This is a genomic window from Lunatibacter salilacus, assembly GCF_009797935.1.
Taxonomy (GTDB): Bacteria; Bacteroidota; Bacteroidia; order Cytophagales; family Cyclobacteriaceae; genus Lunatibacter; species Lunatibacter salilacus.
In genome coordinates this window covers 345,296-366,052 of the sequence record NZ_VOLC01000003.1, presented here as the reverse complement: position 1 = coordinate 366,052, position 20,757 = coordinate 345,296, and the positions used below count along the sequence as shown (strand labels likewise).

Below are 20,757 nucleotides of genomic sequence, written 5' to 3'. Positions count from 1 at the left end.
AAGAGATTACCTTTACTTCAGTTAATCATTAGTTTTTAAAAACGTAGCTGAAATATCCTAAAAATACCCTAAATTAAACCATGATTCCACCAAAAATTTTAAAATAACATGAAAGTATCGTTGTATCTTGGTAAATATAAGGGGATTAAAGTTTTCATACACTGGACATTCTCCATATTATTACTATGGATTATTATATCCAATTCTAGATCTGGAGTAGCCATTGGTGATACGGGATGGTCTCTTTTATTCATTTTGGCTATTTTCTTTTGTGTCATTTTGCATGAATTCGGCCATGCGCTGACAGCCCAAAAATACGGGATTAAGACTAAGGACATAATTCTGCTACCTATCGGCGGACTTGCCCGACTGGAGAAAATCCCAGAGGATCCAAGACAGGAGCTGCATGTTGCTTTGGCTGGACCATTGGTCAACATAGTTATTTTTTTCTTACTTTCTATTGTTGTTTACCTAAAGGGTTTTAATGTAGAACTGGTCGAGGATACTCACGTTGATGGAAGCACTATTCTTCTCTTTCTGGCGTCTGCAAATCTCTTTTTGGCCCTTTTCAACCTACTCCCTGCCTTTCCCATGGACGGAGGGAGGGTACTCAGAGCCCTACTTTCACTGCGAATGCCTCGGGTCAAAGCAACACAAATTGCTGGAAGCATAGGTCAGTTTATGGGGATATCCTTCGTTTTTATTGGATTGTTTTACAACCCAATTTTGGTATTGATAGGGATTTTTATTTTCCTGGGTGCACAGGCGGAAATTACACATACCACACAAACCTCCATCTTGAAAGGATTCTCGGTTCAGGATGTATTGATGCGGAAGTTTCCAATCATCGCATTTGATGCACCCTTGTCAAAAGCCATCGAAAAGCTTCTGGATGGACAGTCTACCCATTTTGTGGTGGTCAAAGATGACGATCCCATAGGCACAATTAGTAGGGAGGAAATAATGAGAGGCCTGAAAGAAGGAAACGAAGGTACATCTGTGGAAAAGGTTGCCAACCTAAACCCCTTGAATTTAGAGGTTTATCAACCATTGGAAGAAGCGTATAAACTAATGTCTACTGAAAATAAAAAAGTAGCGCTGGTATATGAGGAAAACCTCTTTTTAGGTATGATTGACCAAGAAAATATCTCTGAATTTATTATGGTCAAACTAGCGCTTAGCAAATGAAGTTAGGCGCATTTCTCTGATCTTTATAAAAGATTTCGATTTAACTGTTGATTTGTACCGGACTAGCTTTCTGAAAAGTAACTTTAAATTCTGTTCCCTTAACAGGCAAATTCGACAATCCGATGAAACCCTTATTTTGCGCAACAAACTGTCTTACCAGAAGTAAGCCCAATCCAGATCCCTTCTCATCAGCAGTCCCCACCATAGAATGCATGCGAACTTCCTTTTTCCCTGAAAAACTAAGCAGGGATTGTTCGTCCATTCCTTCGCCGGAATCTCTCAAATACACGGTAACGCTGAATTCGTCTTCTTCATAAAAAATGGAAATTTCACCGTATGAGGGTGTGAATTTAACTGCATTGTGGAATAAATTTTGGAAAATAATGCGAAATTGATTTCTATCAACCCATATAGGTGATATTGGACGTAGCTGATGCCGCACCTGTATGTCTTTTGCGCGGGCTTGGAAATCATACACTTCGACAAGTTCTTCTATCACGCTCCCTGCATCCACCGAGGAGAATTTAGCATGGATGTTTTCGGTCTGCTCACTTGCCCATTTAAGTAGGTCGTTGAGCATGCTGTCAGTTTTGGAAACTTGCTTGTAGAGCAGATCCATCGCTTCATTTTTTTGGCTTTCGTCGAAATACCCCATCTGATGCAATTCCAAAGTTTGTAGAATCGAATGAATGGGGGAACGAAGGTCGTGTGATAAAATAGAAAAGAGCTTATCCTTGGTTCGGTTGATAGCTGAGAGACTCGCATTCTGCTGGGCAATTTGATCATTCTGGAACCTTATGGAACTGTTCAACTCTTTTAGCTCCTTGTTGAATCGCTCTTTTAATTTGATATTTTTGCCCATGACAAAAATAAGCCCAGCCAATATTATTAATCCAATTAAAGAAAGGATCAGAGCGATATTTCTGAACTTGACTTTTTGAAGGGCGGCCTCATTTTCAGCTATTAGGCTCTCGTTTACTGCTTGGGACACCTTTAGTTGCAAGCGGGAAATCTGCCGGTTTTTCGTAGAAGTATAAAGACTGTCACTGTGCGCTTTATTCTGTTGGGTGAAAAATAATGCGTTGGATATATCTCCATTTTGTTGATAGAGTTTTGACAACAGTGAAGTTACCCGTTCCAAGTCCCAGTGTGCGCCTATCTGTTGTGCTTCTTCATATCCTTTAGCCCCGTATTCTTCAGCCTTTTGGAGATCATTAATACTTAAATAAACTTCCCCTAACCCGGTATATGCATAGGCTTTCTCCCAAGTACTGACGTTTTCTACATTCTCCAAAACATCCAAATAATTGGAAAGGGATTGCTGAGGATCTCCGATATCAAAAAAGTGCTTAGCCATTCGGTTTCTGATCATCAAATTCAAACCATGACCTTCGTTTCCTTTTAAAAAAATTAACGCATCAGAATATGCAGCGTAGCTTTGTTCATGCTGTAGGAGCTCACAATGTCCTATTCCTATATTGAAAAGGTTTTTCGCCACTGAGACTGAATCCCCAAGACTACGGTTAATTTCCAGACATTGCTCCCAAAGGTCTATGGCCTGTTCAAATTCATCCTCGGTCAAATAAATCAATCCCAGCCCATTCATTGCAAACACCTTCCCCTTCATATCCCCGATTTCATCGAAGATCTCCCAGGCCATGGAAAATCTTTCCATGGCCTTACTGTAATTTCCTGAAACATAATGTACCGCACCCTGACGGTTGTAAGTCTTCGCCAACAGACTATTGTCCCCCAGTCTTTGGGACAAATCTTCGGCTATCGTTGCATGGTAAATTGCTGAGTCTTTCAGTTCATACTGCAATGCTTCTGCTTTTGCCAAATGGCGCAAAATTGTTTCGCTTTCATTCTGTGCAAAAACTGACTCAATCGTACCTATTAGCAAAAGCAAAAACAAAAAATATCTTCCCATACCCTTCTATGCAGCTTGGTAGCTGATTTTCAAAATCTATTACTTCAAAATTAACTATCACCAAATATAAGGGAAAATGTAAATTATTTTAAAAAAAACAAACGACAATATTTCAGATATAGAAATAACCGACTTTATCTCTTGGTTATACACCTTCCAAGACCTTTTCACGCTGTCTATACTGTCACTCTGACCGATATGTTTTCTGAATTTCACCACACGTTAACATCTTTTCTCCAAAGTAGGGATTTCTAACTTCCTCTTCCAAACTAAGCCATACTGCGCCTTCGTCTCTGAATGCCATCGGACAATAATGCTTGTAAAAGGAATCGCCGGAAATTCCAAAAATCTCCACAGCCTCAATCAAATTATCTGACAGAGTCTCAAAATGCTTTCTTTGCTCTTCTACATCGTTGATCTGGGCGATTTTATCCAAACTGCTCTGGATCGGTTTCATCAATCCCATCCAACTTTCGTGGGCTTTGCTGTCCAGCAATTTCATATCAACTTGGGTAAGACTGGACTTAGCTGGATTGGCTGCCTCTTGAGTGGCTTTGACATCTGTTTCCACCAACGCATCCTTTATTAGCAGATAGCTTTTAATTAAAGCAGTCAATTGTGTTTTGAATTCCTCTGGCACTTCTAGTGTCTTAACGTCCGGCCGTGTCATCATACTATAATTACCACTCAATTGGGCCGCCGCATCTATCGCAAAAACTCCATTGCTGACAACCTGCTCCCCTTCCTCCAATCCGGAAATCACCAAATAATCTTCCCCTACCCTTGCTCCAGTCTCAATTTCCCGCATTTCAAATGCAGGTGCCTCTTTGCTGCCTTTCTGGACATAAACCACCGACCTTGGACCAGTCCACAATAAAGCAGTCTTAGGAATCATCAGGCCAGATTGTCCCGCTTGGGAAACAGAAATAGCAGCTGACACAAACATCTCCGGCTTCAATTCTCCATTCCTATTTACAGCTTCAGCACGTATCCCTACCGTTCGGGTATCCGGATTCAATACCGGGTCTATATAGGTCACTTTGGCCTTAAATTCCTTTCCAGGGTATGCGGAAACCTGAAAACTCAATTCATCCCCTTTTTTAACAGCTCCCAGGTCGGACTCATAAGCATCCAGCATCACCCAAACGTTGCTCAAATCCACCAATTCAAAAAGCGGCGTACCCCTATTCACAAAATCACCTACTGACACATTGCGTGCCATCACGACGCCAGAAATATCTGAAAAAATATCAAACTGTGTTTGCACATTGCCAGAGCTTTCGATCGAAGCAATCTGCTCTTCAGAAATTTTCCATAGTCTCAATTTCTCTTTGGCAGCCTGATACAATGCCGGCTGTCGGTCTTTGATCTTCGCTGTTTCCAAAAGTTCCTTTTGGACGTTGACCAATTCAGGAGAATAAAGTGTCGCCAGCTTCTCTCCTTTTTTTACCTCCTGCCCAGTGAAATTCACATAAAGGTGATCCACACGTCCCGCGAAATTGGCAGTCAGGCTTTTTGTTCTTTGCTCGTCGGATTGGATTTTTCCAGACAACACCAGCTTCCCAGTGCCCGTATCCTGTTTCGCCAAAGAGGTCTGCACATTGGACAACGCAACCGCTTCAGGAGTCATCTCAAGAACATATGGGCCACTCTCCTTTCCTTTTTTACTACCGAGCGGTATCAATGCCATGCCACAAATCGGGCATTGGCCGGGTTCATTTTGACGGATTTGTGGATGCATGGAGCAGGTATATTCTATTCCATTTTCTCCCATATGTGTATGTTCGCCATCAGGATGATCCTCACCCCCACCCCGAATCATCCAACCTATTACAATACCAAGGAAAAGGCAGATGATTATTATTATACTTTTTTGCTGTTTCATGTCTCTTTTGTATTCAATACTTTTTCTATATTTTCTGTTGGATATTAATGGATATTGGATACTCATTGATATTGAATTTGATAGATATTTTGCTCAAGGACAATCCATTGTATTCCAAATAACCCGTCAATAATATCCACCAATATCTAATATCAACAAATATCCAATCAAGCATATTTCGGACGTAGGCCATATTTCCATATTATTTCAATTATTTATATCAACCAGTATCCATTCACTCAACCTTCAAACCTTCGAGGTCAAAAAAAGACCTCAAAGGTTATAGGCCCACCAAAGTCTCCAACTTTGCAAAACCCAGCTCCCTTTCAACCCTTGTATTCAAAGAATTGAGTCTGAATTCGAGTAAATCCTGCTGAATATTGAGGAGTTCTTCGAAGGAGCTTCCGTCTGTGGCATACGCTGTGACGGAAAGTTCCATGGTCTGCTCGGTCAATTCAATTTGTTCCTCCAATAATTTAATCTTTCGATCAGCATTCCTAATGGAAGCAAGAATGGTCTCAAATTCAGTTTCCAAACTTCGCCGCAAATCCTCCGTCTGCCTCTCATTGGCCTCCCACCAAAGTCTGGATTCAGCCTGCTGGGATTTATATTTTTTCCTGTAGATTGGCAAAGTCACCGTCGCCATAGGCATCACCATATTACCTCCCATCCCGGCGGGCATATAATCCATTCCGTTCATCCCTCCTACCATACCCGATTCAGGCCTCGGGGAAAAAACCATGAAATTCAAACCCAAACCAAACATGGGCCTTCCTTCCAATTTGGCCATCTCCCCTTGTTTTTGGTATGCCATACCTTCTTTATCCAGCATCAAAAGCATGGGATTGGTTGCAAGGATATTTTCCAACATCAAAATTTCCCAATCCATTTTTTTTTCAGTATCAATGACCGTTTCAAAATTTACAGGCTCCTTTCTATCTTTTCCTAGCAGTTGGTTAAATCGAACCAAAAGTGGTTTTTTATCCTGTTCAAGTTGATCAATGTCACTTTCCATTGCTTTTATTTGCACCTGAAGGCGGAGGACATCAGTCAGCTTTCCCGATCCCCCTCCACTTGATCCCATGGATGACATTGGCGAAGCCCCCCCCGATGACACAGCACCACCGGAAGATGAAGTAGATCCACCTCCTCCCATCCCCATTCCATCCAGAGCAGTGCCTTGATTGGACCTTGAAGAATTTCGTACCGTACTGGAAACCGTGGACGCAGCCTCAGAAGTATTCCCTCCCTGATACCGGATAATTGCCAATTCTTCTAATGACCTCAAGATCTCCAAATTAGCCTCAGTAATATCTATTGTATTTTGGGTTTGTTGTAGTTGAAAATACGCTTCTTTTACCTGATAAAGCACCATATTCCGCTCCAGCCTAAACTCCTCGTATCTCGCTTCGGCCATCAGAGTAGCTTCATCCCTTTGGGTCTTCAGCATCCCAACCCATGGAAACATCTGCATCACCGAAGCCTCCGCCCGCTGATTTCCCATCAACAACTCCATAGGTCTCGTAAAAACTCCAATATTTAATTGGGGACTTTCCAAACTAATCTGATTTGTTCTTTCAAGGCTAGCTTGATACAGTTTAAAGGAAGATTGAAGTGCGAAATTGTTATCTGCGGCTTCTTCAAGGTATTTATCTAAACTTTGGGAATTTCCTTTGAAGCATACCAATAATGCGATTAGGAAAAGATATTTATGGATATTTGATATTAATTGATATTGGCGTTTTGGGCCGGCAACAAATTCAAATCGCCCGAATCGATAACTAAAATTTAGTGCTTTATTCATTTCAGTTCCTTTTTCGCATTATAAATTGATTGAATATAATTGTTAAGTTTTAGGGAAAGTTTATCGGATATCAATTTCAATTCTTGTAACTCGTCATTTGAGACAATTCCCCTTTCTAACAATAAATCGAGCCAATGATTGATTGACTCAAATAAAGATCCCCGACTGTTGTACAAAAATCGAATTCTATCTAAATAGTGAAACCGACCGTAGGACTCTGCAATATTTGCCCCACCAGAATCAATGGATTCTATAAATTGATCCCCAATGATTTTTCGATTTTGCCAATTCAACTTTGAATAAATCTCCCAGCCCAACCTCGAAAGCTCCCTGGATAATTTATAAACCTCTAAATCCTCAAGTTTTATATATTCCTTTTTTCCTTCCATAAAGATTCAAACTTTAATTAAAACTGCATCCTACAAACCAATATCAATAAATATCCAATATCAACGAATATCATTTTTCATTTTCAGTTCTTTATATTTCCCATAAAGCACCGGTACAATAAACAACGAAATCAACGCCACTGTCATCCCCCCAAAAGCCGGAATAGCCATGGGAATCATGATGTCGGATCCCCTGCCGGAACTGGTCAGGACAGGGAGTAAGGCCAGCAGTGTAGTGGCAGTAGTCATCAGGCAGGGCCTAACTCGTTTCAAACCCGCTTCCAATACGGCCTTGCGAATTTCCGTCACATTATCGGGTCGAATGCGGTCAAAACTCTGCTTCAAGTAGGTCCCCATCACAACGCCATCATCTGTGGCAATTCCAAAGAGCGCGATGAAGCCAACCCACACGGCGACAGAAAGATTGAAGGTCCGCATTTGGAAGAGTTCCCGGATATTTGTTCCCAAAAAATTAAAATCCAGGAACCAATCCTGCCCATAAAACCACAGCATCATAAACCCTCCGGAAAAAGCCATGGCTATTGCCGAGAAAATCATCAATACCATCGCCGTTGACCTAAACTGAAAGTAGAGTATCAGGAAAATCACTGCGAGGGAAAGTGGGATTACAACCGCCAAACGCTTCTCAGCTCGGATTTGGTTTTCGTAGCTGCCCGAGAAGGTGTACGATACACCTGCCGGCACGTCGAGCTCTCCTGAAGTGATTTTTTGTTGGATGAATTCTTGGGCGTTATCCACTACCGATCCTTCCGCAAAACCATCCCGTTTGTCAAAGAGTACATAGCCGACCAAGAACGTGTTTTCCCCACGGATCATCATGGGTCCGGGACGGTAATTGATTTCTGCCAGTTGACCTAATGGAATCTGCGCACCAGCCGGAGTGCTGACTAGGATTCGCTTCAACGCCTCCGGGTCGTCCCTGTATTCTCTGGCGTATCGTGCTCGGATTGCATAACGCTCACGACCTTCTACCGTTGTGCTCAGCGTCATCCCCCCGATAGCAACTTCAATAAATTCCTGCACATCTGCGATGTTCAGTCCATATCGCCCGAGCCTGGACCGATCCAAATCAATTTCTAAATAGGGTTTCCCTAAGGAACGGTCCGCAAATACGGCTTCAGCCTTAACTGACGGCACTTCTTTGAGTAAAGCCTCCAACTTTAAACTAAAGTTCTCTATGGTCTCCAAATCGGGGCCATATACTTTCATCCCCATGGGTGCCCGCATACCTGTTTGAAGCATCACCAACCGGGTTTCTATCGGCTGTAACTTCGGTGCGGAAGTCACTCCCGGAATATTGGAAGTGCGGACCTGAATTTCATCCCAGATATCATCCGGAGTTCGGATCTCATCCCTCCACTGCCGGAAATATTGTCCTCTCCTCTCGTCGGGGACTAAATAGTTGGCTATGTTTCTAAGGGCTGCCCTTCTTTGGCCTTCTTCCAAATAATTATCATCCTCATCCCAAATGGCTCCATCCCTGCGGTCATACCACCACAATTTACCATCCAACTCAATCTGATAATTGCCTTCTCTATCGATCTTAAATCGAAGTTTTTGGGCATTATCGTCCTGTAGGTATTCCGTCTTATAATTAATGATATTTTCGTACATGGACATGGGAGCCGGATCAAGGGGACTTTCGGCACGGCCTGCTTTTCCCACCACCATTTCCACCTCAGGGATCGCCTGCACCAACATATCCAGTTGCTTGAGTATTTGCATATTCGCCTCCACACCCGAATGCGGCATGGAAGTCGGCATCAAAAGAAAAGAACCTTCATTTAAAGCCGGCATAAATTCCTTGCCCATTCCGGGAAGGGCATGCGTTAGTCCTGCCCAAACACTAGTCGTCCGGATATTCCAACCTACTTGATCAAATCCTCTGGCTACGAAACCAAAAATACTATTGAAGCCAAGCCAAATATTTACAGCAAATAGGATAATCAGTACAGGCAGGAGAAAGAAAGTCTTTGCATTTTCTAAGCACCATTTTAGCATGTTGGAATAAAATCGGATAAATAAAGAAAACCCTCCCAAAACGAACCCCACAATAAGACTTATGAAAACAAAATTAGTAAACACCGACTGCGTCAAGCCCAACGGCCTCCACTCATAGGCCAAGAGAACAGCCACAGCTATAACGGCAATCCCAACAGAAATCCATTCTTTGAATTTCCCATTGGCTGTTTTCTCAGGAAAGAAAGCATGAAACAAATTGTTGAGGGAAAATGCTATCAGTACAAGTCCTCCCCATGGAAAATAAAACAGCAGGATTAATCCCAAAACCAACACGCTGAAATTAAGGATGGATTTGTAGTTTTTCGATTTCAATTTCACACCAAAAATCCAATGGGCAAAAGCGGGCATAAATACCAACGTAAAAATCAATGCTGCTATCAAGGCAAAAGTTTTCGTATAGGCTAATGGACCAAAGAGTTTCCCTTCCGCAGCCTGTAAGGTAAACACAGGTAAAAAACTGACAATCGTAGTCAAAACGGCTGTTAAAATCGCAGAACTAACTTCAGCGGTCGCTTCGTATATCACCTGAAGTTTGGATTTTTGAGTCCCTGACTCTTCTAGGTGCCGTAGAATATTTTCGTTTAGAATAATCCCCAAATCCACCATAGTTCCAATCGCAATAGCAATCCCTGAAAGGGCAACAATATTGGCATCCACCCCGACGTATTTCATCATGATAAAACACATTAACACCGCCATAGGAAGGAGTGCTGAAATTAGAAGAGATGCCCTCAGGTTGAAAACCATGACCATGATTACAATGATGGTAATCAAAATCTGAAGACTAATGGCCTCATTTAGCGTATTCAACGTCTCTTTGATCAACCCGGACCGATCATAAAAAGGTACGATAGTCACCTTGGACACCGTGCCGTCTTCCAGCGTTTTGCTTGGTAACCCGGGGGATATTTCGTTGATTTTTGATTTGATGGCATCGATCACCTGCAGTGGGTTGTCCCCATAGCGGGCTACGACCACACCTCCAGCCGCTTCCGCCCCACCTTTATCCAAAATTGCCCGCTCTGCCCTGCTGGCTGGCCCAATGTTCACCCTGGCAATGTCCCTAATTCTCAACGGAACATTATTGGTCATCTTGACAACTGCCAATTCGATATCTTCCAGTGATTTCACATAGCCCAAACCACGAACGATAAATTCCACCTGATTGATCTCCATCGTATTGGCACCCACATCCAAATTGGACTGTTTGATAGCGTTCATCACCTGCATCATGGAGACATTGTGTGCTTTCATAGCCACAGGATCCAAGTCCACTTGGTATTCCTTCACATGCCCACCAATGCTTGCGACTTCCGCTACCCCCGATGTTCCTGCCAAACCGTAGCGTACGTAATAATCCTGAATGCTTCGAAGTTCATGCAAGTCCCATCCTCCGGCTGGATTCCCTTTTTCATCTCTTCCTTCCAATGTATAAAAATAAACCTGTCCCAATCCCGTAGCATCCGGGCCAAGCTTCGGCTGTACTCCCTCTGGCAATAATCCCGAGGGCAACCCATTAAGCTTCTCCAAAATTCTGGACCGGCTCCAATAGAATTCGATATCCTCCTCAAAAATCAAATAAATGGACGAAAACCCAAACATGGAAGTGCTCCTAATGGACTTTACTCCGGGCATTCCCAGTAGGGAAGTGGTCAACGGATAGGTTATCTGGTCTTCTACATCTTGCGGGGAGCGCCCCATCCAGTCGGTAAAGACAATCTGCTGGTTTTCGCCTATATCCGGTATAGCGTCTACCGGGACAGGATCGCTGGGCAAAAATCCGGTATTCCAGTTGAAAGGTGCAACAACTACCCCCCAAAGTACTACAAGTACCAAAAGGATAACTGTAACCAGTTTGTTTTCGAGGAAGAATTTGATGATTCTATTGAGCATAAATGCTGAAATTAAGCTCTAAATATCTGGTTTACCTGATTGGTAGAATTATCAGATATTTGTTGATATTAGATATTGGTAGATATTGATTACCGAGAATTGAACTTTGATTGGGGAAACTTGAAGGGGATGATAAATTAGGGGTTCAGACCTGGCAGGTTTTTAAAACCTTCCAGGTCTCTCTAACCAAAGATGTCTTGTAGCATTCAGCTTCCTCCCGCTTAGGCAAAAGGCTATATCAAAAAGACCTGAAAAAAGATATATTTCGGAGTGTGTTGAAGTATCGGGGGTGAGGAATCAGTGAAAGCTGTTTTCTCTGTACTGAAAAAAAATAACGGCAACTCGAACTGCAAAACCGTTGCTGGAAAACCGGCCATTAATGGCTGAAAACCCAGTAAATCTGAAATCTGCTGATCGGTATTGGGTAATTCCAAATTAGAAACATCATCGCAACAACCAGGCATGGGCTCATTGGACTCACAGCAGGTTTTTGCTTCCGCAAAAAGGTTAATCCGCTTAAAATCCTCCTCGCAAAAATGCATGGAATAGCTCAGCCCTGCGTTGAAAAACACATAAAGTAATAGGAGTGCTATTTTGATGGATTGTTTCACGGTAGTATTTACGCTTCAAAGATATGAAGGTTTTGATAAACAAATTTACAGAATTTTTGTGAGAGTTTATATTGGTCGGTTTTTTCAGCAAATTTTTCAAAGAGATTGGGAAGGGTTTGATTTCACGCAGCGGGCGCAACGGGAGTCGCAGCGTTCGCAGCGATGAATAAGTTTTTGGCTTCTGAAAAAATGTATGTTTGTGGAGATGATCAACTACTGATTGATGATATTTTTGAAGATGAACATTTTGAAGCATGATTATCAGCCAATATGATCCATTATCCTATTTTGCCTTTTGATTAAAATCGGTAGTTTAAAAAGATACCCGTGTATGGTCGAAAACGAATCCCCTTCTCTTTGACTGTTTCTTCTGACCGGGTCTGAATTTGATAGTCCCCATTCCCTTCCATCGGTTTGGTTGAATATTCCTCCCCGGTTTTGGTCCATTCCATATAATTCGCCAACCGGAATTCCGTACTCAAGAGCAGTTTCTTGGATAGCGAGAACCGAATGCCAAGCAATGGAGATAGGGCGATTCTATCGGTATGTTGGTAGACGTTTGTTTTTTCCCTAAACGTAATCGGATCCGCCTCGGGGTCATAACCGTCACGAGTATTAGTGTCGAAGCTACGTTTCTGACTGCCCTCCAGATCCAACCCATAGTAACCCTCCCATCGTTCATTAATGGGCTTTATCCACTCGTAGCCTAAGGCAAGCCCATACAAAAAATCTTGGCTTTCATCGCTATATGTAAATTCTACATATTTCAACCGTTGTAAATCTCCAAATGCCCTCAACCGTAGCATTTGGTTTTGTCGCTTCATTCGTTTGCGAATAAGTAACTCCATAGGGGCTCTTACGGACTGGTCAAAAAGACGGCTAATGGCAAAATAGGTATTAACGCCCAGCTCGAACCTACTCGCAGGTATAGAATCCGCTTCCGATGGTATTAGCATAGCATTGGTTTGGGAAAAACCAACGAAGCAGGTTAGTAAATAGGATAAAAACGAAATCAAAATTATTCTCATATCTTATTGAAAATGAAAGGATTATACTAGATTCGCTTACTTGATTTCACAACTCGACTAGCTTATGTACTTGTTAATTAAAACCTGTCTTTTTATAAAAATTATTTTAACTGTTTCAATTTTTTTAAAGTTTAAGGTGGATAAAAATATTTGCAAGTGGCATAAGACTGAGATCAAACTGGTAATTATTAATCATTGAATACGAACCAGGGGAAAAATCAGATGGGGCATCCGTTGTGGCGTTAAACCAATTGTAGTTTTGTTTATCTTGCCTATATGAAAATTGAAGTCTTAGCTCCCCTGAAGCGTACAGACTTTTAGTTAACTGATAGGTTACACCGACCATCGGTTTTATACTGTATGTTTGTTCTCGTACTTTAACTTTTATCACTGAAATAAGATCACCAATCGGGGTACCAAAGTTATCTACTTTACGTGACCTATTTTCGTTGTAAAACGCCGCCTCCATATCAAACCCATAATAAAATCCAAATTTCTTCCCCAGACTTTCGTGCCACTCATAGCCTATTGCCGCATTCCAGTTTGTCTTACGGCTTTCTAATTCCTCATCTGCATTTGCGCGGTTACTATGCGTAGCCATTCCCCCTAATCTAGCCCGCAAGACTTGGTTGGATTTTGTCCGTTTCCGAACCATTAGCTCAAAGGGTGTCATCGTATTTTGGTCAAAAAGCCCATCTAACATAAATTGGGTGTTGATACCTACACTGTACCCGCTGCTTCCCGTAACATCAGGAAGCCTCTCAGAACGACTTTGCTCCTGCCCAAAACTCGAAACGACACTGAGCCCCATAAAAATCAGGACAGGTAAAAACTTTTTCATTTAAATAATTTTTGTAAAATTAATCTTATATTTACACATACAAATAGATTTCTATATAATTATTTTTATATGATTTTTCATCCTACTAAAATTGAATTAATTCTTTAAATGCATCAATAAATTACTCTTTTACAAGAGTTTATAAATTTATCATCCTAATAAATTTGGTATTAATGGAAGATGTCTTGTGCTCGGTGTACAGCCGACAAATGTCCCACATTTGCTTACCTCCACACTACCGACCGATGTACTCTATTTCGATCTTGCATAGTATTATCCCTCATTTCTATTAGTTGTTTTCCAGCCACTTCATATAAATCGTACCCAAAACAAGTAGCCAGTTCTAAGTAATTGCCTAAGTGAATTTGCTTGGCATAATAACCAATAAAGTCAAAAAATTGCTTATTATAATAAGCAATTTTACATGAAAATACTTTGTGAAGTAAATAATATAAGTTATTTTTGCTTATTAAGATAAGCAAAAATATGGAATCCATCGATGAACGATTTCTGAAAAAAATCGACGCCACTTCATTAACCTTCATCCGAAGCATGATTGACAAGATTAGCTGGGAGGCTAGGTTAATCGGCATCAAGGGGCCAAGGGGAGTTGGCAAGACTACCCTTCTCTTACAATACATCAAGAAAAACTTACCCATAGACCACAGCACCTTATATGTGAGTTTGGACAATATCTGGTTTGCACAAAACAACCTGGTGGATTTGGTGGATGATTTTGCAAAAAGAGGTGGCAAATACATTTTTCTAGACGAGGTACACAAATACCCAAACTGGTCTATTGAAATCAAAAACATCTACGATGATTTCCCTGAGTTGAAAATTGTCTTCACTGGATCCTCCATGTTGGAGATCCTAAATGCCAGAGCTGATCTAAGCCGGAGGGCGGTGATCTACCACATGCAAGGATTGTCTTTTCGGGAGTATTTGGCAATTAAGACCGGACAGGAATTTGCTGTACATAGCTTGGAAGAAATAATTGCGAATCATGTTTCCATTTCAAGAGAGATCCTTCAAAAAGTAAAGCCTTTGGCGCATTTTGGTTCCTACCTGAACCATGGGTACTTCCCGTTCTTTCAGGAGGTACCGACGTTGTACCATCAGCGGCTGGAGGAAGTGGTGAATATGACCTTGGAGATAGAATTGCCGCTGCTCCGAAGTGTGGACATTTCATACGTACCCCGATTGAAGCATTTATTGCATATCATATCCGAGTCTGTACCCTTTATTCCCAATGTGACCAAGCTTGCCGAACGTATCGGTATCAACCGCAATACCTTGGTTAGCTACCTTTTTTTCCTACAGGAGGCCCATTTGACCAAAAACCTCTACAAGGATATCAAAGGCATCACGCAGATGCAGAAACCGGAAAAGATTTACCTGGAAAACACCAATTTCCAGTTTGCCTTTACCCCGAAAAATGCGGACTTGGGCAACTTAAGGGAGACATTTTTTATCAATCAACTCTCCAATTCCCATACGGTAGAGTATGTCAAGGACGGGGATTTTAGAATTGACGGAAAGTTTATCTTCGAGGTGGGGGGCAAAAACAAAACAACGGATCAAATAAAGGGAGTAAAAGGCAGCTTTATCGCAGCGGATGATATTGAATACGGAACTCTAAAACGAATCCCGCTATGGCTCTTTGGCTTTATGTATTAAAATTGAAGCAATTACGTAGTGGAACCACAGAAAAAGATACTACGTGTTTAAAAAAAGGGAACCACGAACACGGAGATTACACAGAAGACACTGAGGATTTTATAAAAAAACCGTTCTCTTTATACCTTCTTTGTGGTGTTTTTTTTTAACCACATAGTTCACAGTAGTGCACATAGAGAGTTTTGATATTCGTAGCGACTTCTGCGCATTCTTTGAGGTATCTGCCTTAAATTAAAGAACACGACCCCAGTCCATAGAGGAAGCGGAGAGGACGCCGAGAATTTCTAAAAAAAACTCTGTGCCTTTTTTGTGCCCTCCGTGGTCATTTTTTAACCACATAGTTCACAGTAGTTCACATAAAAAGTTTTGATGATGCTTATTGTAAAAAAAAGAATAAATTCATAGACTCAATTACAAAATTATTATTTTAGCAGCGTTAAAAAATATTTTATGGCTAGAACCGCATGCTTTTTAGGGATTTTTTTCTACTTGTGGACAACGAATGTCCAAGCACAGATTATTGATGAAATTAAGACTGCGGGGCAGATTTATGCCTTCGCTCAGATGCATGGTGACCAGGATATTTTACTTGATTTTACATATCCGGAACTTATCGATAAAGCAGGAGGGCCGGAGGCCATGAAGCGAATACTTGGCCAGATTCATCAGACCAGAATCAATGAGGGACAAACAGTAAAGGAGCTGGAAATAAAAGAACCAATTGTATATTCCCATGTATTGGACGAAATCCACGCATTGGTTCCAATTGTTACCACATTAAAAGTCCCCGGGGGTTTGATGATTACCCCTTCGACAATCATTGCGGTGGGTACCCGTCAAAGGGAGAACTGGTATTTCATAGAGACTACTTCCATTGATGAGCGCAACGTAAAGAAGGTACTTCCCAACTGGGACAACAGCCTGGCACTTCCTTTTAAATCCCCTTCTATATTCAAAGAAGACCCGGATGCAATCCAATAATTTTGCTTAATTGCTTATTTCTTCCCCCTACTTGCTTCCATTTGGTCCCAAAGGGGCTTTGGTACAGCGTCGAATCCGTTAAACTGTCCAGCACCTTTTAGCCACTCGCCTCCGTCTATGGTAATAATCTCGCCAGTCATGTAGGCTGAAAAGTCAGAAACCAGATAAGCCGCCAAATTTGCAAGTTCCTGGTGCTCCCCTACCCTTCCAAGCGGCACCTTATTAGCTGGATCAAACTTGGCGGCCAAATCTCCCGGCAGCAGACGGGTCCAGGCTCCTTCGGTCGGGAAAGGTCCCGGAGCGATGGCATTGGACCTGATTTTGTATTTGGCCCATTCTACTGCAAGAGACCTTGTCATGGCTAGCACGCCTGCCTTGGCTGCGGCACTGGGCACCACATACCCCGATCCTGTAAAGGCATAGGTAGTAACGATGTTTAGGAAAACGCCGGGCATTCCCCCATCAATCCAATATTTCCCCGCTGCGAGTGTCATATTCGCAGTTCCTTTCAGGACGATATCTAGAATGGTGTGAAATGCATTGGCAGAAAGACGTTCTGTGGGACTAATGAAATTTGCAGCCGCATTATTCACTACAATATCGACCCGGCCAAAATGACGAACGGCCTCTTCCAACATATTCTGGACTTGATCCATGTCCCTGATATCACAGGCCAAAGGTAGGACTTCACCCTTGGTCGCTTCGCTAAGTTCTTTTGCCGCTTCCTCCAACACGGCGTTTTTCCGGCTTGAGATGACTACTTTGGCACCCAAGCTCAGAAAATAAGCTGCCATGGATTTGCCTAGGCCGGTCCCTCCGCCAGTAACTAGTATCACCTTATCTTCCAGCGCTCCGTCGCGCAACATTCCATCTTTATAGGACATATGCATCTGATTTTTTTTGAGACAAAAATAGTCCCACTTGTCAAGCTCTTAGTACAGCTTTCTACGAATATACGTACTTTTGTTGAGCCGTCAACCGTTTGAAATTGGTATTCAATTTGAGTAGAGAAAATTATGATAAAAAAATTATGGCTGGGAGCTTTGTTTTTAGCAGTTATGGCAGGTTGTGTCGAAGATAGCATCCGCCGCCTGCAGACAGACCAATCTTTTGAGGGGGAAGAAGCTTACTTGATTTCCAAACTACTGGATGAACACCTTTTTCTACTTTGGCAACCAATGTCATTCTATAAAGATAGTACCAAACTTGCCGGTATTCCCGACTGTCCTTTGGTGACTTTGGATACCGCAACAAACCAAGTTACTTTAGACTACGAAGGCGTTACCTGTCCAGATATGAGTAGCGTCCGATCAGGTAAACTTTTACTTTCTTACACCCCTTTACCAATTTTTCAAGGATATAGTCTGACTGTGATTTATGACAAATATAGCTTTCAGGGAAATTCTTATTCAGGCTCAAGAATTTTGAAAATAACCGCCCAAAATAGGGATAAGCGGGTTTTTTCCGATAGCGCATCTAATGTGTTGATTACAGCTCAAAATCAGTCCAGCAGTAGGGTGAACATTAACATCGCTCACGAATTAATGATTTCTGGGGACTCAATTATCCAAGGGCACAGCACAGGGACAGGCAACGCAAGAAACTGGGTAGGAAGAGACGTAAACTGGGAGATAACCGAGCCAAAATTTATCCAGCTAGACTGCCTTGATCAACCCCTGGTGCGTCCCAGTTCGGGTCAAGAGACATGGACAGTCAGCCGTAGTAGCACCTCAAATGTAATTCACCGCCTTACATTCCACAGGGAACCTGACTGTACTACCCATACCATCATCCAACTTGACGAAGGTGTAGAAATGAAAAAAGCTCCGTAGATCTACGGAGCTTTTTCTACTAAATCACTCATCAACAATACTTAGTAGCGATAATATTCCGGTTTGTAAGGCCCTTCAGGTTTAACTCCAATATATTCCGCTTGTTCTTCTGATAACTCATCCAATTCCACACCCAGTTTCGCCAAGTGGAGCGCTGCAACTTTTTCGTCCAAGTGCTTGGGAAGTACATATACTCCCGGTTCATAAGCAGAGGTGTTTGTCCAAAGTTCCAATTGGGCCAGTGTTTGGTTGGTAAATGAGTTGGACATTACAAAGGATGGGTGTCCTGTCGCACATCCGAGATTCACCAATCTTCCTTCGGCTAGCACTAATATATCTTTACCGTCAATATTGTACAAATCCACCTGTGGTTTGATGACATCTTTGGTATTGCCATAGTTCTTATTTAGCCAAGCCATGTCTATTTCATTGTCAAAGTGGCCAATGTTACACAATATGGCTTTATCTTTCATAGATCTAAAATGAACCTCTCCGATAATATTTTTATTCCCGGTAGCAGTAACTATGATATCCGCTTCTTTTACGGCGCTAGTCATTTTTTTCACTGCAAAACCGTCCATAGCCGCCTGCAATGCACAAATCGGGTCTATTTCAGTTACAATCACACGTGCACCAGCTCCCCGCAGAGATGCCGCAGAGCCTTTCCCCACGTCACCGTATCCTGCCACGACAGCCACTTTGCCAGCCATCATGATGTCCGTAGCGCGGCGAATTGCATCAACTAGTGATTCCTTACACCCATATTTGTTGTCAAATTTTGACTTGGTCACGGAATCGTTAACGTTGATGGCAGGCATTGGGAGGGTGCCATTTTTCATGCGTTCATAAAGTCGGTGCACTCCGGTAGTTGTTTCTTCAGAAAGCCCCTTGATCTCCTTTACCAGTTCAGGATATAGATCCAAGACCATATTGGTAAGGTCCCCGCCATCATCAAGAATCATATTTAAAGGCTTACGGTCTTCTCCAAAGAAAAGCGTTTGTTCAATACACCAATCAAATTCCTCAGCAGTTAAGCCTTTCCATGCATAAACGCTGATGCCAGCAGCGGCGATTGCGGCTGCCGCATGATCCTGCGTAGAAAAAATATTGCAAGATGACCAAGTTACCTCAGCACCCAACGCAACAAGCGTCTCAATCAAAACAGCCGTCTGAATAGTCATGTGCAGGCAACCTGCAATTCTAGCTCCCTTTAGTGGTTGTGTAGGGCCAAACTCCTCTCGCAGTGCCATTAATCCAGGCATTTCACTTTCTGCCAAGCGGATTTCTTTCCTGCCATATTCAGCCAAGGATATATCTTTGACCTTAAATTGGGTATATTTTTTTGATTTGATATCTGACATACAAATTGAAATAAATTTTTTAGCTTATTTTTAAAGTTCAAAAATAAACATTTATAAAGACAAAAGGAAATTTGGATTATAGGAACGTAACCTCTTTAAAAGAAAAACCCACCGTTTCGGCATTTTGTTTTTTTATTAAAAGTTTCCCTGATGGACTCACACCAATTATTTTGCCAGTAAAAGGATCTTTGTCGGCATAGGAAGCCCATTGCCCCAGCCGGTATAAGTGACGGAGATAAGCCTCCCGAATCTGTTGCCTTTTTCCTTGCTTTAGAAGCAAATAATATTTTTCTAGAGAAGCTATCAGCACTCTAAAAAACTCTTCTAAATAAATGGCGGATCCTCCTATTTTAGCCAATGATGTGGCAGTAGGGAAAGGAAATTCCACTTGGTTAATATTCAACCCCAAGCCTACCACTGACATTTCTATTCCGTTTCCGCTTACAGAATTCTCAATTAACATGCCGCCCAATTTGCCCTGCGAAATGTGAACAAAATCGTTGGGCCACTTGATTAGGGTACCAGCCACATAGGCGGCTAAGACTTCTTGAACCCCAACGGAAATCGCCATATTAAGGTAAAATTGCTCTGTGGCATCCAAAAATAAAGGTGTCAAAACCAGTGAAAAGGTCAAATTTTTCCCGGGCTCACTATACCAACGGTTACCACGTTGTCCTTTACCTTTTGTCTGTTTTTCCGTATAAACAATGCTTCCCTCAATGACTTGGCCCAATTTGAAGAGCCGTATTGCCTCATCATTGGTAGAGTGACACTCTGTCAGGTAAATAATATCTTTACCCAAAAAGAGCGTATTGGCAAGGATTTTATGCATGTATTATTAGTATTTTAAGACCAGAATAGAGATATTTAAGTTTATAATAAATACTGGTTGGCAATCGACAATTCAAAAATACAAATTATCTATGACAGCAGAAGAGCTGAGTAAAGTAATTATCAAAGGAATGGAAGAAAAAAAAGCTTCTGACATTGTCCTGATGGATCTACGGGATATAAATCAAACAATGACGGACTTTTTTGTCATTTGTTCAGGTTCTTCTGATACACAACTGGAAGCCATATCACAATCCATTGAAGACGAGGTAATTAAATCAAACAAGGAAAGACCTTGGCGAAGTGAAGGCAAAAATAACAGGCAATGGATATTGATGGACTATGTCAATGTGGTAGTCCACATATTTCTAAAGGAAAAAAGAACATTCTACCGGTTGGAGGAACTTTGGGGTGACGCAAAAGTTACACCAATAAACTAAAAGGATTTGAACTTTCATTT

16 protein-coding genes are annotated in these 20,757 nt (G+C 41.9%); 5 read left to right on the top strand and 11 right to left on the bottom strand.

The features are described from left to right. Positions 1–108: 108 nt before the first annotated feature. Complete coding sequence (locus tag FQ608_RS06425) at positions 109–1,188, top strand: site-2 protease family protein (protein ID WP_158856991.1); 1,080 nt, start codon at positions 109–111, stop codon at positions 1,186–1,188. 40 nt (positions 1,189–1,228) lie between these two features. Here FQ608_RS06425 and FQ608_RS06420 read toward each other — a convergent pair whose 3' ends face one another. The 8 genes from FQ608_RS06420 to FQ608_RS06385 all read right to left on the bottom strand — a co-directional run bounded on the left by FQ608_RS06420 (position 1,229) and on the right by FQ608_RS06385 (position 13,612). After that, positions 1,229–3,118, bottom strand: coding sequence for a tetratricopeptide repeat-containing sensor histidine kinase (locus FQ608_RS06420; RefSeq protein WP_158856990.1), 1,890 nt, complete (start codon positions 3,116–3,118; stop codon positions 1,229–1,231). A gap of 184 nt (positions 3,119–3,302) precedes the next feature. Beyond that, the gene (locus FQ608_RS06415; RefSeq protein WP_158856989.1) at positions 3,303–5,003 is read right to left on the bottom strand and encodes an efflux RND transporter periplasmic adaptor subunit; all 1,701 of its coding nucleotides are present in this window, start codon (positions 5,001–5,003) and stop codon (positions 3,303–3,305) included. Positions 5,004–5,283: 280 nt separating this feature from the next. Then, positions 5,284–6,807, bottom strand: a complete 1,524-nt coding sequence (locus FQ608_RS06410; protein ID WP_158856988.1) for a TolC family protein — start codon at positions 6,805–6,807, stop codon at positions 5,284–5,286. Continuing rightward, positions 6,804–7,196, bottom strand: a complete 393-nt coding sequence (locus FQ608_RS06405) for a four helix bundle protein (protein ID WP_158856987.1) — start codon at positions 7,194–7,196, stop codon at positions 6,804–6,806. Before FQ608_RS06405 ends, FQ608_RS06410 begins: the two co-directional genes overlap by 4 nt. A gap of 60 nt (positions 7,197–7,256) precedes the next feature. After that, entirely contained in the window at positions 7,257–11,132 is a 3,876-nt protein-coding gene (locus FQ608_RS06400) for an efflux RND transporter permease subunit (protein WP_158856986.1), read from the bottom strand. Positions 11,133–11,365: 233 nt separating this feature from the next. After that, a complete protein-coding gene (locus tag FQ608_RS06395; protein WP_158856985.1) occupies positions 11,366–11,743 on the bottom strand; it encodes an HYC_CC_PP family protein in 378 nt (125 codons plus the stop codon). A gap of 299 nt (positions 11,744–12,042) precedes the next feature. After that, the gene (locus FQ608_RS06390; protein ID WP_158856984.1) at positions 12,043–12,699 is read right to left on the bottom strand and encodes a hypothetical protein; all 657 of its coding nucleotides are present in this window, start codon (positions 12,697–12,699) and stop codon (positions 12,043–12,045) included. 196 nt (positions 12,700–12,895) lie between these two features. Further along, entirely contained in the window at positions 12,896–13,612 is a 717-nt protein-coding gene (locus FQ608_RS06385; RefSeq protein WP_158856983.1) for a hypothetical protein, read from the bottom strand. 486 nt (positions 13,613–14,098) lie between these two features. Between FQ608_RS06385 and FQ608_RS06380 the strand changes: the two genes are divergently transcribed. Both FQ608_RS06380 and FQ608_RS06375 read left to right on the top strand, forming a co-directional pair. Next, positions 14,099–15,292: an ATP-binding protein gene (locus tag FQ608_RS06380; RefSeq protein WP_158856982.1), complete on the top strand. Its 1,194-nt coding sequence runs from the start codon at positions 14,099–14,101 to the stop codon at positions 15,290–15,292. Between the two features lie 450 nt (positions 15,293–15,742). Then, on the top strand, positions 15,743–16,273 hold the full coding sequence (locus FQ608_RS06375) for a hypothetical protein (protein WP_158856981.1): 531 nt from the start codon (positions 15,743–15,745) through the stop codon (positions 16,271–16,273). A 14-nt stretch (positions 16,274–16,287) separates the two neighbouring features. Here the strand turns inward: FQ608_RS06375 and FQ608_RS06370 are convergent, their stop codons facing one another. After that, positions 16,288–17,157 (bottom strand): SDR family oxidoreductase, encoded by an 870-nt coding sequence (locus tag FQ608_RS06370; protein ID WP_158856980.1) that lies wholly within the window; start codon positions 17,155–17,157, stop codon positions 16,288–16,290. A gap of 132 nt (positions 17,158–17,289) precedes the next feature. Between FQ608_RS06370 and FQ608_RS06365 the strand changes: the two genes are divergently transcribed. After that, the gene (locus FQ608_RS06365; RefSeq protein WP_158856979.1) at positions 17,290–18,105 is read left to right on the top strand and encodes a hypothetical protein; all 816 of its coding nucleotides are present in this window, start codon (positions 17,290–17,292) and stop codon (positions 18,103–18,105) included. Positions 18,106–18,146: 41 nt separating this feature from the next. On the opposite strand, the gene ahcY is transcribed toward FQ608_RS06365, so the two are convergent. After that, positions 18,147–19,466 carry an adenosylhomocysteinase gene (ahcY, locus tag FQ608_RS06360; protein ID WP_158856978.1) on the bottom strand — a complete coding sequence of 440 codons (1,320 nt, stop codon included), beginning with the start codon at positions 19,464–19,466 and terminating at the stop codon, positions 18,147–18,149. Positions 19,467–19,542: 76 nt separating this feature from the next. After that, positions 19,543–20,298 (bottom strand): biotin--[acetyl-CoA-carboxylase] ligase, encoded by a 756-nt coding sequence (locus FQ608_RS06355; protein ID WP_158856977.1) that lies wholly within the window; start codon positions 20,296–20,298, stop codon positions 19,543–19,545. 91 nt (positions 20,299–20,389) lie between these two features. Here FQ608_RS06355 and rsfS point away from each other — a divergent pair, with 91 nt between their 5' ends. Then, on the top strand, positions 20,390–20,737 hold the full coding sequence (rsfS, locus tag FQ608_RS06350; protein WP_158856976.1) for a ribosome silencing factor: 348 nt from the start codon (positions 20,390–20,392) through the stop codon (positions 20,735–20,737). Positions 20,738–20,757: the final 20 nt, after the last annotated feature.

What these genes read in the sequence shown, in the direction of transcription:
- FQ608_RS06375 (WP_158856981.1), top strand. Translation starts at nt 15,743, where the DNA reads ATGGCTAGAACCGCATGCTTTTTAGGGATTTTTTTCTACTTGTGGACA.
- FQ608_RS06420 (WP_158856990.1), bottom strand. Translation starts at nt 3,118, where the DNA reads ATGGGAAGATATTTTTTGTTTTTGCTTTTGCTAATAGGTACGATTGAG.
- FQ608_RS06405 (WP_158856987.1), bottom strand. Translation starts at nt 7,196, where the DNA reads ATGGAAGGAAAAAAGGAATATATAAAACTTGAGGATTTAGAGGTTTAT.
- FQ608_RS06385 (WP_158856983.1), bottom strand. Translation starts at nt 13,612, where the DNA reads ATGAAAAAGTTTTTACCTGTCCTGATTTTTATGGGGCTCAGTGTCGTT.
- FQ608_RS06365 (WP_158856979.1), top strand. Translation starts at nt 17,290, where the DNA reads ATGATAAAAAAATTATGGCTGGGAGCTTTGTTTTTAGCAGTTATGGCA.
- ahcY (WP_158856978.1), bottom strand. Translation starts at nt 19,466, where the DNA reads ATGTCAGATATCAAATCAAAAAAATATACCCAATTTAAGGTCAAAGAT.
- FQ608_RS06380 (WP_158856982.1), top strand. Translation starts at nt 14,099, where the DNA reads ATGGAATCCATCGATGAACGATTTCTGAAAAAAATCGACGCCACTTCA.
- FQ608_RS06355 (WP_158856977.1), bottom strand. Translation starts at nt 20,298, where the DNA reads ATGCATAAAATCCTTGCCAATACGCTCTTTTTGGGTAAAGATATTATT.
- FQ608_RS06390 (WP_158856984.1), bottom strand. Translation starts at nt 12,699, where the DNA reads ATGCTAATACCATCGGAAGCGGATTCTATACCTGCGAGTAGGTTCGAG.
- FQ608_RS06370 (WP_158856980.1), bottom strand. Translation starts at nt 17,157, where the DNA reads ATGTCCTATAAAGATGGAATGTTGCGCGACGGAGCGCTGGAAGATAAG.
- FQ608_RS06400 (WP_158856986.1), bottom strand. Translation starts at nt 11,132, where the DNA reads ATGCTCAATAGAATCATCAAATTCTTCCTCGAAAACAAACTGGTTACA.
- FQ608_RS06410 (WP_158856988.1), bottom strand. Translation starts at nt 6,807, where the DNA reads ATGAATAAAGCACTAAATTTTAGTTATCGATTCGGGCGATTTGAATTT.
- rsfS (WP_158856976.1), top strand. Translation starts at nt 20,390, where the DNA reads ATGACAGCAGAAGAGCTGAGTAAAGTAATTATCAAAGGAATGGAAGAA.
- FQ608_RS06415 (WP_158856989.1), bottom strand. Translation starts at nt 5,003, where the DNA reads ATGAAACAGCAAAAAAGTATAATAATAATCATCTGCCTTTTCCTTGGT.
- FQ608_RS06425 (WP_158856991.1), top strand. Translation starts at nt 109, where the DNA reads ATGAAAGTATCGTTGTATCTTGGTAAATATAAGGGGATTAAAGTTTTC.